Genomic DNA, 14,771 nt, shown 5'->3' with positions numbered 1-14,771 from the left:
GTGGAAGCGCCAGTTCCGATAGGCACAGCATCCGTCGCCACTGCGGGTTCGAGTTACGGTGACGTCGACGGGCGCGTAACGTGGATCGCGCGCTACGTCTGGGGCAAGCAGGTCCTAGCTTTGGATGTGTGAACACATCGTCAGTTGCGAAAGCGGCCAACGGTCCAACTCTTCCGCGCGCCTGGGACGAGTGGCTCGACCTTCGCGTGTCCGATAGGCCACCGGATCTTCAGAGCCTCTACCAGCGCGGGCAGGACGTCCTACCTGAGCGCCGGAATGTGTTTCGCGCTTTCGAACTGGTTGCCCCCACCGATGTGAGGGTCGTGCTCCTGGGTCAGGATCCGTACGACACGTCAGGCCTCGCGGACGGGTTGGCATTCTCTCAACAGGGAGAGGTGGACAAGCGCTCGGCGCTTCACCGAATCTTCCTCAATCTCGAACGGGATCCCGACATCCAGTTCGCCAGGCCAGCGACAGGTGACCTCACTGAGTGGGCAACGGGAGGTGTCCTGCTTCTCAACACAGCCTTGACTGTTTTCAGTGAAAAGCCAAAATCGCATCTCCGACTTTGGAAGCCGTTCATCGAGACGGTGATCCGACGTCTAGCGGCGTCTGGCTCGCCTATCGCGTTCGTCGTGCTCGGCGAGGACGCACGGAAGATCGCGATGCCGTTGCTGCGACAGGTTCCGCGTGAGGCGATCATTCGGGCCGCGCATCCAGTGGCGTCGAACACTGGCCAACGGCCGTTCAAGGGTGCGTACGTGTTCTCGGAAGCAAACCAGTTCCTGGGCGACAGGGTCATCAACTGGAGTGCCATCTCCCCCTCTACGTGACGATCGGATGGGCGAGACAAGATCGATCTGCCTCGGCTCAGTCTTCCGTACCAGAGGGGCTTAGCAGGAGCCGACGTCGGCTCGAGAACGAAGAACGCCCCTGCCGTTCGGGTCGGCAGGGGCGTGGTCATCGAGGCGCTTACTGCACCGACCATCCCCCATCGGATGCCAGCACGGCACCGTTGATGTTCACGGCGTCGTCCGACAGCAGGAACGTGATCGACGCGGCGAGGTGCTCGGCGGTCGCGACCGTCGGGATCGACTGCTGGAACGGCGCCAGGCGGCCCGAGCCGTACTCCGACATGTTCGGGGGCATCGGGATGCCGGTGGCGACGCCACCCGGGGCGACGGAGTTCACGCGGATGCCCTTCGGTCCGTACATGAACGCCGCAGACTTCGTGACGCCGATGATGCCGTGCTTGCTGGCCGTGTAGGCGTTGCCCGACGAGTTGCCGCGCAGACCCGCTTCGCTGGAGACGTTGAGGATCGAGCCGCGGCCGGCCTTCTCCATGATCGGCAGCACCGCGCGCATGAGCTTGAACGGGGCGGTGAGGTTGATGGCGATGACGCGGTCCCACACGGCATCCGTCGTCTCGCCTGCGGGGGAGAAGTCGTCGTTGATGCCGGCGACGTTCGCGAGGGCATCGATGCGGTCGCCAGCGGCGGCGATGACGGCGTCGATCGCGTCCTGCTTGGTGAGGTCGCCGGCGACGGTGGTGATGTCGGCATCCGGCAGCTCGGCCTTCAGCGCGTCGAGCTTGTCGGCGGCGATGTCGGAGGCGATGACGCGTCCGCCTTCGCGGGCGATGCGGGATGCGGTGGCCTTGCCGATTCCGGATGCTGCGCCCGTGACGATCACGGTCTTGCCGGCGAAACGTCCGGTGGTGGGCTTCTCGGTCCAGCCCTCGGACTCGTCGGCCTCGGGGATCTCGCCGCCGTTGGCTGCGCGCACGAGGTCATCGACGACGGACTGTGGCAGTGCGCCCTGGCTCATCGCGACGAGCTGCTGCAGCGGCAGCCCGAGCACGGGGGTGAGGAGCTCGGGGTCGGCGCCCGTCTGCTCGAAGAGTGCGCGGATGAGTGGCCCGCCGGTCGGGTCGTTCATCCAGTCGCCGATGGTGGAGTGTGCGGTGAGGGCCATGGTCGAGCTCCTTGAGGCTTGGGTTTCGCAACGGTGCGTCTCGATAAAGATTAGTCCGTAACTCGTGTGTGTGTGCGCGGTTTAATGGCTTCGTCTCCAACGGACCCCACTGCGGGGCGAACACGCGTTCGTGTTCACGATGACCGAGCCGACTAAGTTGGAACGCCGCGTCGCTGGCGAAGCTGTTCTCCTCGATCTGCGGTGGTAGGCGGCGTAAACACGAACGTTGTCCCCTCGCGAAAGGCAAGCCCGAGACCGGCATCTTGCAGCAGATCTCTGAGGTCTGCTGTGGGGCGTTCGGGGAGCAGGACTGAACACTGCAGGTCGTCGACGTATACATGGCGGCGGTAGTCGTAGAGCTGGCCGACCGCCATACGGAGGTCTGCGCGACCCGCGATCGCCTTCGCTTCGTACAGGATGTGATCGGCCTCGTCGAAAATGTCGGTGAGAAGCCGCGTGTGCTCGATGGGGAGATTGATTGCCCATCGGGAGAAAGTGTGCCCGACTTGATGGGCCATGAATTCGTCGACAAGTTGAGACTCGCGTCTTACGGCCCGGCCGCCGACGCGATCTGCGGTCTCGAAAAACTCGGTTGAGTTGATTTCTACGGGAACTGAGATTGCCCGAGGTTCGCGCGCGACCTCGGAGTAACCGACGAACTCGACGATGTCATCTGGGACGACGGTGATAGGGAGCAGCCGGAACACGACCACCGTGCGAAGCGCCTTGTCCTTTCCGAGCCCCGGCATCCGCACGAACGGCAAGGAAGGATCCACAATGAACTCGCCGATGTATTTCTGGTACCTGGTCCTCGTTCCCGACTTGTAGCCAGCCTCACGAAAAGCGTAAATGACTCGGCCCTTCTCGACGTGCGTGATGAGTGCCGAGTTGCCCCCACGAAGCGTCTGATCGCCGTTGGGGCCAGCCCCGGTGTAGTAGAACACCAGTCCATCCGATGAGAAGCCATCGTAGACGTAGCCGAACTGAGCGCCCTCGGCTGGGTCCGTGAATACGAATACGGAGTTGGACGTCGTGCTTGGGACGATGCCTCCCGAATACACGCTCCCGCCGTAGTCGATCACCAAGTCCTCGCGCGTGGTGATGTCACCAGCGTTCAGACGAAAGGTGGGCGACGACACGAGATCAGCCTATCGATCAGATTGACTTGACAGCGATGCGCGGCGGCCTCAGGTCGATTGTCGGCACCGATTCGCCATCGACGCCGCGCTTTGCGAGCATGTCGATCATGTCTTCCTGGCGGGGCTGGCCGAGCGTCAACCGGTAGAGCGTCAGCGCGCTGCGCAGTCGCTCGTATTTGGCGATGTCGCGACTGAGTGGGTACTGCGCGATCACGCGGTGAATGCGTGCCGAACCTGGGTAGAGCCACCAGGGGGAGAACTCGCCGAGCTCGTTGTCGACATCCGACGCCGCATCGAATGCGGCTCGCCAAGCGCGTATGTCGTCGGATGCCAGTACATCGAGCCAGTGCGACTCGGCGACGTTTTTGCGGACGGCGTGACCCGCAAAGCGGTTGACTCGGCCTTCACGCTGCTCGAAGTCGACCGGATTCGAGGGGAGGTTCCAGTGCACGACCGAATGGCTCCACCAGTGAAAGTCGATCCCTTCCTGACCTACGCTCGTCGACGCAAGCACGAAGGGTGCGAACGGGCTGTTGAACGCAGCCCGCACCTCGGCCTGGCGTACCCCCGAGGTGTCGTCCGAGTCGGTGGCGAACTTGCCACCGTATCGCAGCGCGAAGCGCGCCATCATGGGGATCTCGTCACGTGCAGCCGTGTTGTTGCGAGCGACGTACCGGGCGGGGCGAAGCTCCATCGACTCGACCGTGCGGCGAGCGAGAGCTGCGAGCCCGACGTCGTCGAGGTCGCCTCCACCGGTCTCGCTGAGTAGCTGGTACATGTACTCGTCCATGACGGCCTGCAGGTTGCCGTCGGCGCAGTAGTCGAGCACGCTTCGCCAGAACGGCTGCTCATCGCCGTACAGCGTGACGAGCAGCGCGATCGATTCGGTCCTATTGAAAAGCGTGCGGATGCCTCGCACGAGCTCGAACGCGGCGGCCCAGAGTCCCTCGGGAGTGACGCTGGGGCCGGCGATGGTCCGCAACGCCCGCCACGCAATGTTCCCGGGCGAGTGGACGGCCATGCGTGCGAGGTCGGGGTGTGACAGGACGCCGTTCGACGACGGTTCCAGCGCCAGTCGGACGTGCTCCAGGAGCCCGCCGACGCGTCCCTCCTCGGCGCGAGACTCGACGAGCTGTTCCGCTGTCGCACCGCCGAGTTCTGCCGACAGCATCCCGGGATATGCGAACACGGCGTCCGCAACCTGGTCTGCCGCCGAACCCCTGGTCAGGTTCGCGTCGACGGTCGCGAGCAGAGCATCTGCTGACACGGTCGCGCCGGCGGTTCGCGCGGCTTGCAAGGGATCACCAAGCTCGGCCAAGCCCGGGTGGGGCCAGAAGAGGGCGAGTGTTGACATTGCGGCTGGACGGCCTTCAGCGAGTCGGTACTGCAGGCGTGCGCCGACCGCCTTTCGGGCGTCGGATGTGTTCTCGCGGAGGAGTGCTCGGTCGCCTGCCGCAAGGCGGTCGGCCTCGTAGCTGAGCAATGATGCGATCGCGGTGGGTACTCCGGTCCAGGCCGAGAACACCACGTGCTTCGTGACCGATCCGTCTGACAACGGCGCATATATTGGCCCTGGTTGGAGATACGGCATCGTCGGTGGAACCCACAGCAGCCTCCACCATCCGCGCTCCAGCGTCTCCTCAGCCAGGGCCCGCAAGTGTCCATTGCCGAGGTCGACAGGTTCGAATGCGGCCACCGCATCTGATTCGAGCGACCGAGTCGTCGCGAGCAGAGAGCCAACGTTCTCCGCGTCGGGTCCGTCCAGCGCGGCTTTGACGCGATCTGCCGCCTTGTATCCGTCCATGAAGCTGGCGAAGTAGGGAATCGATTTCCAGTACTCGAGGTCAATCGGCGAATCGACGGTACGCCCGAGTGCACGCAGTGACGCCCACTCGCGAAGGTCGGCTGCCGTAGGAGAGTCGGTCGCCAGATGGCGCACGGCGACGAGGTCTTCGCGCTCACCGATGGGTGGTCGCTCTGACCTGGTCATGAGCGGTGTCAGCGTGTCGCTGACAAGGCGCGCGGAGGCAGACGCGTCACCGCCGACCACGAGCGACTGGCGGTACGCCGCGAGTGCCGCGGCAGCCTCTCGTTCGGCGCCGGGTGCCCCACCTGCGAGGAAGCGCACTGTCGCGAGGAAGTCCTGATAGTGGTCGTCCTCGGCGTCGTCGCTGTTGGTGAACGGCTTGTACGGCGTTGCTGAGAGCAGCAGTACCTTCGCATCCGGATGCTCGAATAGCGCGTGGGCCAGTTCGGCGGCGTCGCCGGACTCCGGGTTGAGAAGGTGCCGAAAACGCTGAAACTCGTCGAGGATGATGAGGTCCGGTTCCAGGGTGTCGACACCGGCCTTGGCCAGCGACTGACGGAACTCGGCGATGAGGTCGTGGTTCCGATGCCACAACTCGCCCGGCACGGACTGCGTACGTCGAACCTCGTCGCGGAGCGCGACAAATCGGTCAAGGGAGCCGTCCGCCTCGATCATGCGCGTGAACGCGGTCACGATCCGGGGGTCGGGCTCACCAGCGAGTTCACGCAGCAGGGGCTGAACGTACCACTGGTCGAACCGCCTGGCAGTCTTGACGGTGCCGTGCATCAGCAGCCGCGTGACCCGTCGGTCCGAGTCGGTGCGGTTCGCGATCTTGTCGAGAATCACGGTCAGCATCGCTCGCTCCGGCGCCGACCCCTGCCGCCATCCGCCTTCGCTGAACGACGTGCCCGGCGTAAATGAGACGAGGTTGACCTTTTTGCCGGCGTCCGCCGTCTTCTCCGACAGGCGCCGACTTTCCTTGGCGAGCAGCGTGAGCCGGGTTGCCATGCCGATGTGCTTGTCGCCGGTGACGTTCAGGCGGCGCAAGTTCTGCGTAGCGAGGTCGACGTTGCTGCAGACATAGACGATGTCAATGCGGTCGACGTGGTCAACATCCTGCAGGTGCTCGATCGCCTTCGCGATCACACCGCGCGCGACGATGCTCTTGCCGAGTCCCGTTTCGTCAGCGACGAGAAAGCGACCGGATGCCTCACCCGACGCGGCACCGTAAAACCGCTCGATGACGTGATCGACGGCATCTCGCTGAAAGCCCTTGAGCCCGGCCATGACCGCGTCGACATCGACAGTGCTCACGCGTGACCTCCGGCCAGTTCGAGGTGCGCCGACCAGACATGACTCCACAGCTCGTCGAAGCCGTCGGGCAGGACGGCGTCTTCGTCGTGTTCGCGCAGATAGTCGATGATGCGCCGAGCATCGGCGAGCCCGTGGTGGCCTTCGCCGACGGCGCGCACTAGTGCCTCGAACAGGCCGGCGCCCGTGCCGGAGGCATCCGCAGTTCCGAAGAAGCCGCCCGCGCCGGAGCTGGATGTCGTCAGCGTCCAAGCGCCGGACAGATCCAATAGCAGCGTCAGCAGGCGCACGAACGCTGAACGGTCGGTGAGCTGGCGCGCGATGATCGCATCGCGCCGGCTCGCGACGTCGTCGAGCAGTCGTGCAAGAACGATGGTGCGACGCTCCTTGCCGGCAGTATCGCGAGCGACCAGCACGACGAAGGGGGTGATATTGGCGAGCGGAATCCCCTGGAGCAGGACTCCCTCTGACTCGGACGCGCTCACGATGCTGCTGCCAAGGTCCGGACGAGTGAGCAGGTGCCACCGCACGGAGACGTCGTCGGCGCGACTGGCCAATGCCGACGTGACGGAATCGTCCGCCCATACCCGCAGCGCGTACGGATCCGCGGGTAGCACGCGGGCCGTGAAGCGCGCGCCGGCGAGCGTGCGCACAAAGGCTTCGAGTTTGCGCTCCCCCTCTTCTTCGGCATCGGGCTCACGGCCTCCCGTGGTGGCGTAGTCCTCCTTCAGCTCACCGAGCGCGTCCAGTGTTGCCTCCACCCCGACCTTCGGGATAGGCCCGACGAACTCGACCATCACCTCGACATTGCTCTGCCAGCCCGCATCCGTTGCGTTCGCAGACCCAAGGAACACGTGAGCGCCATCCTGACGATCGACGATGAAGGCTTTCGCATGCAGGCCCGCGAGTCGGTCGCCGGGAGGGACAAACCCGCCGTAGTCGTCAGTGTCGTTGGGGGAATATGTCGCCGCTTCGTCCAGTACGTACGTCGAAAGCTTGGCATCGAGGGAGCCGGGTAGCAGTCGGTCGAAGCTCTCGGCGCGTGAGAGAACGTGCGTCTCCGTGCGAACACCGGACCGAAGCATCCGCACTCCGTCATCTGACAGGAAGGGCGACACAATCAGCGCGCGCTTGCCGTGCAGGTCAGGCGCACTGGCGCCGGGGACGCCGAAGACGTGAAACGCGACGCTGCGCATAGGATCGGGCTGCTCCCACACCACGCTGCGCCAGCGCTCAGCCAGCTCGTCGATGCGCGCCCGCCGTTCCGGGTGGAGTTCGTGCACGCCGAGCGACGGCAATCGGCGCAGCAACTTGACGAGGGGACGGTTCACCGCGGCGACTTCGCCCTTCTCGCCCGCCCCGGCTGGCTCACCGTCAAGGCGGACGATGACGTCCCAGCTGCGGTCGGCCGTGAGATTGCGACTCGCGCAGAGGAAGCGGTACGTGGTGCGCTCGCCGGCGCGGTACTCCAGAAACCACACCTTCGGGTGGAACAGGCCGCGACGGAGCACGACCGGGTGCACCATCGGCTCGAGGAACGCAACGAGGTCAGAGCGGGTGCCCATCGAGATCTCGCCGGCCTGCGCGAACACGTCGACGCGATCGGCGGCGCGGCGAATCGCGTCGAGGACCCCGAGCGTGTCGTCCTGCGCCGACAGCCGATGCGAGGCGAACGACAGCGGTACCGCCAGCGCGGTGGCGAGGTCGAGCGTGAACGTGGTGCCGACGGCGTGCGAGAGCTCGAACCCTGTGGGCGGTCTGAGCTGCTCGGTTAGTGCCGCGCGAGACTGTGGCTCAAGCATCCGTCATCTCCGGTGTGCGTTCGAGACTGTCATGGATATCGAGGAGGATGCCGCGGACCTGTGGCCATCGATACACCAGTGCCCCCGCGCCGGAGCTGCCGCCCCAGCTGGCGAGGCGGGTGCGGTTGCCGAGACGAGCCTGAGCGCCCTTATGCTGCCGCTCGCGTCGGGTCATGAAGTCGCGGGCCGCTGCGCTGTCGGCGAGCGCGTCGGTTCCCTGCTCGGCGAGAAGATCGCGCCAACCCCGCACGAAACGACGGGAGTTCAGGTTGATGGGTGACCCTCGCGTCAGCTCGACTCGGGCGAGCAGCGCGTCGAGGTTCCAGGTCGTCAGGTCGATCATCGAGGGGAGATCGCCGGACCACCGGGTGAGCCGTTCACGGAACGCCTCGCTCGGATCACTGAGTCGGTCGTAACCGGCATCCTGATACTCCTCTGCGAGCAAGAGGTTGTAGAGCAGTTGCGCGCCGTGCATCAGGGCCGAGAACGCGCGCGCGTCGGCGAGCAGCTCGTGGGCCTCGCCGTCGACGGCGAGGGCGGCGGCGTCAGCCCAGGGCGCCGGGCTCTCGGCGGTGGGTCGTTCCACGGCGAGGTGGGCGAACAGCGATCCGCCTGCCTCGTCAAGGATGCGGTCACGTAGCCACGCGGCTTCGTCCGGCTCTAGCGCGAACCCGTCAGGGATTGACTTCGGAAAGCCCTCGGGAGCCGCGGGCAGCGTCGTTGACCAAGCGTGAAACCGGGTGCCGGACGTGTCCCCGAAATCGTCGCCCGATGTGCTCATTCCGTCGAGGCGGAGGACGTCTTCACGCGATAGCGAGGAATCGGTGAGGATGCCATAGTGACGCAGCATCGTCCAGTAGATCGCTGAGGGGAGGTTCTTCAACGCCTCGCCGGCCTGCATCCCCAGCAGTCCCGCGTAATCGCCCGAGTCCTTCACCGCGTGGATAATGTCGCGTTCGAACCGGTCGGCGTCGGCCGCAGGATTCGGGCGCCGTGAAGCCTTCTGATACGCCCAAGGCACGAACAGCAGATACCGCGCGCGCGTGAGCAGCGTCGACGTGCCGGGGAAGAGTGAGTCGGCGATCGCGTCTCGGATCTGGCCGAGGCCGAGCTCGTCGCGGCTCTCTCGCTCGGCAAAGAGGCGGATGATGTCGCGCATGCGGCGCTGTTCTTCGCTCGACGCATCGAGCCACGCGATAAGGGAAGGCATCAGGGGGCAATATCTCGTGCCATCGGAAGGCACGCTGTGAAGGACTGGAATCCCCGCCCGTGCTTGCCACTCAAAGTCCGTTCCACTTCGCCCAGGGGGTCCAGCCAGTGTAGGGGTCGCGAACATCAAGCGCGAATCTTCGGACGTACTCGAATTCGGACGGTCGTTCGGCGAGCAACTCTTGCGCCAGGGGGGTGGCAATCCCGGACTTGATCGCGTCCGACCACACCTTCCATGTACGGTTCGTCACCAGGCCGAGCTTGCGGATCTCCAGCTCGTCTTCACAGAGACGGAGATAGTCCAACGCTAAGGCGCGGTCTGCCTTGCAAAGCCTCCGCTTGAGCCCCAGGCGAACGTCGGGTGACTGTCGATCCTGGATGGCCCAGTATCGCTGCACGTATAGGCTCTCAAATTCTCGGTGTCGCTGACTTCGGTCCCCAATGAAAGACAGAATCGCAACGATAACGGCTCCGGCTGTCACGATCGTTGCGACGTCAGCCCAGTCGCTTAGCGCCACGGCTATCGACCCTTCTCTCGATCGTCCGCGTACCTCGGGGCCATTGATTCCATCTGGTCCATCACGAGCTTGATCGCCTCGGGCTGCTTGTCCGGCGGGTACTTGTACTTCACCAAGAGCCGCTTGATCGATGACCGAAGCTTCGCCCTAACATCGTCGCGCACGGTCCAGTCGGTGCGCACGTCGCGCCGCATGACGCTGACGAGTTCCCGCGCGATCTGCGCGAGCACATCCACCCCCTGAAGATCGATCGCCGATTCGTTGGTCGCCACGGCGTCGTAGAACGCGAGCTCGTCACTCGACAGGGGTGGCGTGAAAGTAGAACCTCGGGATGCCTCGGCCGCGACCTCCTTCGCGAGTTCGACGAGTTCTGCGATGACCTCTGCCGAGGTCAGTTGCTGATTCGTGTACCGATTCATGATCTCGGCGATGCGCTCCGAGAACGCGCGCTGGCGCACGAGGTTTCCGCGAGTTGCCGAAGATCCTGCGTCCGTCAGCGACTTGCGCAGAGCCTCGATCGCAAGTTGAGCGTTCGGCGCGGCTTGCGCCTTCGCAAGGAACTCGGACCCGAGGTCATCGAGAGATAGACGCGGAAGACCCGCAGCTTCATAGATGTCGAGTACCTCGCCGGGAGCGATCGAGTCGGCGACGAGCGTCCCCAGCAAGCGTGAGATCTCCTCGGGGATCGGCTCGTCGCGTGACTGGCGCTCCGCCGCATCGAACTTCGCCATCCACACCCGCACCTCTTCGTAGAAGGCGATCTCTTCATGCAGTTCGGCGAGGCCATCGCGCCCGGAGGCGAGCGCCCACGCGCGCGCCAGTTGCCCGGTCGCGGTGCGATACCTCGAGGAGAGCTTCTCCGACCCCAATTCTTCGAGGTTCAGTGGACTCTCGGCGTCGCGCAGGTAGTTTGTCGCGGTCGTAGCGGCAGTTCGCCATGCCCGGGATCCGCCCTTCTGTGCAATCGAACGCCAGTCGCAGTCCACGAGCATCCCGCGGATCTGCGCGACCAGTTCTGTTGCGATCGCCACCGCCTCATCGACATTGCGCCCGATCGGCTTGTTCTCCTGATCCGTGACGGTGTATTCCGACAACGCCTTCGCGAGGTTGTCGGCGAGCGGTGCGTACGCGACGAGCAGTCCGTCCTGCTTGCCCTTGAACGTACGGTTCACCCGCGCGAGCGTCTGCATCAGCAGAGCACCCTTCAGCGGTCGATCCAGATACAGCGTGTGCAGCGGCGGAGCGTCGAAGCCGGTGAGCATCATGTCCTTCACGATGACCAGTTCGAGCTCGTCGTCGGCATCCTTGAGGCGCGCCTTGATCGCCTTGTTCTCGGAGTCGCGACGCACATGGTCGCTGATCGGCGGCTGATCCGATGCCGAGCCCGAATACACGACCTTGATCCGCCCGGAGTCCAGGGCGCCGGAATGCCAATCTGGCCGAAGGGCGACGATTGCCGAGTACAGGCGCGCGCAGATCTCGCGAGTGCCTCCGACGATCAGCGCCTTGCCGGGTGACTCGAGGAAGGGCTTCATCCGTTCGCGGCGCTCCTCCCAGTGGGCGACCAGATCCGCAGCGAGTTTGTCGATGCGCTCCGGTGCACCGTAGACGGCGTTGACGACCGCGACGGATGCTTCCAGCCGCGCCCGCTCGGTGTCGTCGAGGCCCAGGGTGTACTCGTCGGCGGCCCGGTCGATGTCTTCTTCGTTGGTCCCCTCAGCGAACGACACCTTGATGAGTCGCGGCTCGAAGTAGACGGGAACTGTCGCTCCGTCATCCACCGCCCGCGTGAGGTCGTAGATGTCGATGTAGTCGCCGAACACCGCACGCGTGTCGCGTTCCGCGAACGAGATCGGGGTACCGGTGAAAGCGATGAGGGTGGCGTTCGGTAAAGCATCGCGCAAGTGTCGCGCGTACCCGTCCAGGTCGTCGTAGTGGCTTCGATGGGCTTCGTCGACGACGACGATCACATTGCGTCGATCAGTGAGGAGAGGATGCTGCGCACCGGATTGCTTTTCGGTCTCAGTGAGACCGAACTTCTGCAGCGTCGTGAAATAGATGCCACCGGTCACACGGTTGCCGAGCTCGTCGCGAAGCTGGATGCGCTCGCGCACCTGGACAGGCTTCTCGGCGAGCAACAGGCTCTGATCGAAGGTCTGGAAGAGCTGTCCATCGAGCTCCGTGCGGTCGGTCACGACGACTACCGTGGGGTTCTTGAGCTTCGAATGCCGCGACACGAGGTTCGTGTACAGCTCCATCTCCATCGACTTGCCCGAACCCTGCGTGTGCCAAACAACACCGGCCTTGCCGTTGGTCTCTACGGCCTGCACGGTGCTCCCGACCGCCTTGGTGACGGCGAAGTACTGGTGGGGTTTGGCGATGCGCTTCGTCAGCCCATCCGAGTTCTCGTCGTACGCCGTGAAGTTCCGAACGAGCTGCAGGAAGCGCTCCTGGTTGTAGAGGCCGTTCAACGCATCATCGATCGGCTCGACCGACGTCCCGTTCTCGAGGCGCGGCTGCGCGAGCGGCGCACCGTCGTCGTCGACGTTCCACGGGGCGAAGTGGTTGAGCGGCGTGAACGGCGTGCCGTACTTCGCCTCGAGCCCATCGCTGGCGAGTGTGAACACGCAGAAGCGGAACGACATCGGGAACTCACGCAGGTACGTCTGCAACTGCGCGTGTGCGGGGGCGACTCCTGTGGATGCGGAGCCTGCGCGCTTCAGCTCGATGATCGACAGCGGCATCCCGTTGATGAAGAGCACGATGTCGAACCGTCGATGCAGGTCGCCCTGACGCAGCGTGAGCTGGTTGACGGCGAGCCAGTCATTCTCCGACGGGTCGGAGCCGAGCAGTCGCAGGCGTGGGTTCTGCTCGACGCCGTCGGAGTCGAAGTAGCTAAGCGGGTACCCGCTGACGAGGTACTGATGGATACGGTGATTCTCAGTGATCGCGTCCTGCGACTTCGGCGCCGCGATCTCTGCCGCAGCCTGCTGGAGGTACTCGCCCGGGACGCCGGGATTCAGGCGGCGCAGCGCATCGAGAAGTCGGGGACGCACGAGCAGATCGTCCCAGGAGTCGCGTTCTCCGCTGCCGGGAGCGATATCTTCCCCTCGCGCCGTGCGCCAGCCGAGCGGTTCCGCGAGCGTATCGAGAGCGTCCTGTTCCCAGGCGGCTTCGGTGAGAGCAGTCATGTTTCCCTCAGATCTCTAAGACTTGGCGATCTTCTGCTCGGCCATCTTGCGGATGACGTCGAGGAGGCCGGGGACATAGTCGCCCAGTGACGCACCGACGTTGTCGAGATCGAGCTTGCCCGTATGCACCTGCTCACACAGACGAGTCCAGCCCTCGCCGGTGGCGCCAGTGAGAGCGGCCGCAACGCCGGCGTTGAGAACACTGCCGGCCCCCGGAATGATCTTGAGCAGGCTGCTCGCCAGAGCCCTCCCCGCGAGCTGCACGCCGACTTGCGCGAGCGCACCCGCGGAGAGCATCGACTTGATCTCGAGATCATAAATGGTGGCGATCCGCCCCATCATTCCGAGTTGGATCGGCGCCAGAATCGCGGCGTCCGCGACGGGAACAGGGACCGCAGCAGCTCCGGCCGCAGCTGTCGCAGCAGTAGCGACGACCTTGCGAGCCATCTCACGCTTCCAGGGAAGGTTGAGTCGCTGGGCGATGCGAAAGGCATCCTTCTCGTCTTCGGGCGAAAGTGCGAGGGTTTCGGATACGAGCTCACCGAGGCCGTGCCCCTTACCCTTCCCGTTCTTGTCACGCGTGGACGTGAGGATGACTCGCTCGTACGGGATGCTGATCGGCTGCTTCGACTCCTCTTCGCGCGGGTCTTCGAGCCATTCGACGAACTTCTCGACGTCCTTGCCGACGCCTCGCTGTCCGGTGATCGGGTTCTTGGTCCAGTCGACCTTCGTGAGCACGAGAATGACCGGCAGGCCCCGGGCGTCGAGCTCTCGGATCATCTCGATGTCGGCGGGAGTGAGGCGATCATCGTTCGCCTTCACGCAGTACCAGACGACGGCGATCTGCTGTTCCGCGGCGTGCCCCGAGATCGCCTGGAGGTGGTTGCGTAGCTGCTCCCGCGGAGGGACGGATGACCCGATCTCGAACCCCTCGATGTCCCAGATGCCGAGGGAGTCGTCATGGAAGTACTGGACTCCTCGGGTAACCGGCAATCCCTTGCCCGTCTTCGCCCAGTCGCGACCGAAGACCGCGTTCACCAGCGACGACTTGCCGACGCCCGAGCCCCCGACGATCGCGAGGTTGAATCGGCCGTACCGAGACTTCGCCTCATCTGTGGCCTTGATGAAGTCCTGTTCGTCGATCTTGGGAATGTCACCCGCACGGGGCGTGGGTTCTTCTGCCATGTCCTCGGTCTCCTTGTGATTGCTGTTCCTGGTCATTGCGCGAACTCGAACTCGAGGACGACGTCAGGGTCGATCGCGTGGACGATCGTGGAGTAGAACGCCCGTGTCTGGTCTTGGAGCAACTCACCGTTCTTGCTGAGGTACTCGGCTTCGACGTCGTCGCCGAAAATCGTGTTGTAGATCTCGTCCTTATTGATCTCAGGAGTCGTCCAACTGAGCACGTCGTTGCTCTCCGCGGTCTCGACGTGCTGATTGTCGAGTCCGATCACGATGAACGAAGGGATTCGCACGACGAACGAACCATCCGACTGCTCGTCGATCTCCACACCCGCCGCATCGAGTCCGAGCTTCGCATCGAAGCTGTATCGGACGAACGTCGCGCGGGAGTTGGGGATGCTGAGGAAGAGCAGCTGGCCGTCCTCCGTCTTGCGTTCCTCGAGGCCTTCGATGCCCAGCGTGACCAGCGCCACCTCTTGCGTGCGCGTTACCGCGTTCACGATCTGGGTGTTTTTGTCCGTGGACGGACCGATCCAGCTCACGATCGGCACCCGGAAGACGAAGAGCGCTCCAACGGCGACGACCACACCGACGAGGAGGAAGGCTGCCGACATGAGAAAGGTCTTCATGAGATTCCG

Annotated in this window: 10 protein-coding genes; 2 read left to right on the top strand and 8 right to left on the bottom strand. The window is 64.3% G+C overall.

The window, feature by feature from the left end; translation table 11 throughout:
- The first annotated feature begins 128 nt into the window (after positions 1–128).
- Positions 129–833, top strand: a complete 705-nt coding sequence (locus ACZZZF_RS10300; RefSeq protein ID WP_463498227.1) for a uracil-DNA glycosylase — start codon at positions 129–131, stop codon at positions 831–833.
- 139 nt (positions 834–972) lie between these two features.
- On the opposite strand, the gene ACZZZF_RS10295 is transcribed toward ACZZZF_RS10300, so the two are convergent.
- The 3 genes from ACZZZF_RS10295 to ACZZZF_RS10285 form a co-directional block, all read right to left on the bottom strand.
- Positions 973–1,974: an SDR family NAD(P)-dependent oxidoreductase gene (locus ACZZZF_RS10295; protein ID WP_463498225.1), complete on the bottom strand. Its 1,002-nt coding sequence runs from the start codon at positions 1,972–1,974 to the stop codon at positions 973–975.
- 152 nt (positions 1,975–2,126) lie between these two features.
- Positions 2,127–3,113 carry a hypothetical protein gene (locus tag ACZZZF_RS10290; protein WP_463498223.1) on the bottom strand — a complete coding sequence of 329 codons (987 nt, stop codon included), beginning with the start codon at positions 3,111–3,113 and terminating at the stop codon, positions 2,127–2,129.
- Positions 3,114–3,129: 16 nt separating this feature from the next.
- Complete coding sequence (locus ACZZZF_RS10285) at positions 3,130–5,928, bottom strand: helicase-related protein (protein ID WP_463498222.1); 2,799 nt, start codon at positions 5,926–5,928, stop codon at positions 3,130–3,132.
- Positions 5,929–5,934: 6 nt separating this feature from the next.
- Here ACZZZF_RS10285 and ACZZZF_RS10280 point away from each other — a divergent pair, with 6 nt between their 5' ends.
- Positions 5,935–6,240, top strand: a complete 306-nt coding sequence (locus ACZZZF_RS10280; protein ID WP_463498220.1) for a hypothetical protein — start codon at positions 5,935–5,937, stop codon at positions 6,238–6,240.
- On the opposite strand, the gene ACZZZF_RS10275 is transcribed toward ACZZZF_RS10280, so the two are convergent.
- The 5 genes from ACZZZF_RS10275 to ACZZZF_RS10255 all read right to left on the bottom strand — a co-directional run bounded on the left by ACZZZF_RS10275 (position 6,231) and on the right by ACZZZF_RS10255 (position 14,762).
- The gene (locus tag ACZZZF_RS10275; protein ID WP_463498218.1) at positions 6,231–7,823 is read right to left on the bottom strand and encodes a phospholipase D family protein; all 1,593 of its coding nucleotides are present in this window, start codon (positions 7,821–7,823) and stop codon (positions 6,231–6,233) included. The genes ACZZZF_RS10280 and ACZZZF_RS10275 overlap by 10 nt on opposite strands.
- Positions 7,824–8,025: 202 nt before the next feature.
- Complete coding sequence (locus ACZZZF_RS10270) at positions 8,026–9,369, bottom strand: DUF6361 family protein (RefSeq protein ID WP_463498216.1); 1,344 nt, start codon at positions 9,367–9,369, stop codon at positions 8,026–8,028.
- 393 nt (positions 9,370–9,762) lie between these two features.
- The gene (locus ACZZZF_RS10265; protein ID WP_463498214.1) at positions 9,763–12,951 is read right to left on the bottom strand and encodes a type I restriction endonuclease subunit R; all 3,189 of its coding nucleotides are present in this window, start codon (positions 12,949–12,951) and stop codon (positions 9,763–9,765) included.
- Positions 12,952–12,966: 15 nt separating this feature from the next.
- Complete coding sequence (locus ACZZZF_RS10260) at positions 12,967–14,136, bottom strand: GTPase family protein (RefSeq protein WP_463498212.1); 1,170 nt, start codon at positions 14,134–14,136, stop codon at positions 12,967–12,969.
- A gap of 32 nt (positions 14,137–14,168) precedes the next feature.
- The gene (locus ACZZZF_RS10255) at positions 14,169–14,762 is read right to left on the bottom strand and encodes a hypothetical protein (RefSeq protein ID WP_463498210.1); all 594 of its coding nucleotides are present in this window, start codon (positions 14,760–14,762) and stop codon (positions 14,169–14,171) included.
- Positions 14,763–14,771 lie beyond the last annotated feature (9 nt).

The organism is Microbacterium sp. AC215 (assembly GCF_979258645.1).
The sequence above is the reverse complement of the archived record's forward strand: the minus strand, read 5'-3'. Positions and strand labels throughout refer to the sequence as shown.

Bases quoted from the DNA above. Each gene is read 5' to 3' on its own strand.
- ACZZZF_RS10260 (WP_463498212.1), bottom strand. From the start codon at position 14,136: ATGGCAGAAGAACCCACGCCCCGTGCGGGTGACATTCCCAAGATCGAC.
- ACZZZF_RS10265 (WP_463498214.1), bottom strand. From the start codon at position 12,951: ATGACTGCTCTCACCGAAGCCGCCTGGGAACAGGACGCTCTCGATACG.
- ACZZZF_RS10270 (WP_463498216.1), bottom strand. From the start codon at position 9,369: ATGTTCGCGACCCCTACACTGGCTGGACCCCCTGGGCGAAGTGGAACG.
- ACZZZF_RS10285 (WP_463498222.1), bottom strand. From the start codon at position 5,928: ATGGCAACCCGGCTCACGCTGCTCGCCAAGGAAAGTCGGCGCCTGTCG.
- ACZZZF_RS10255 (WP_463498210.1), bottom strand. From the start codon at position 14,762: ATGAAGACCTTTCTCATGTCGGCAGCCTTCCTCCTCGTCGGTGTGGTC.
- ACZZZF_RS10295 (WP_463498225.1), bottom strand. From the start codon at position 1,974: ATGGCCCTCACCGCACACTCCACCATCGGCGACTGGATGAACGACCCG.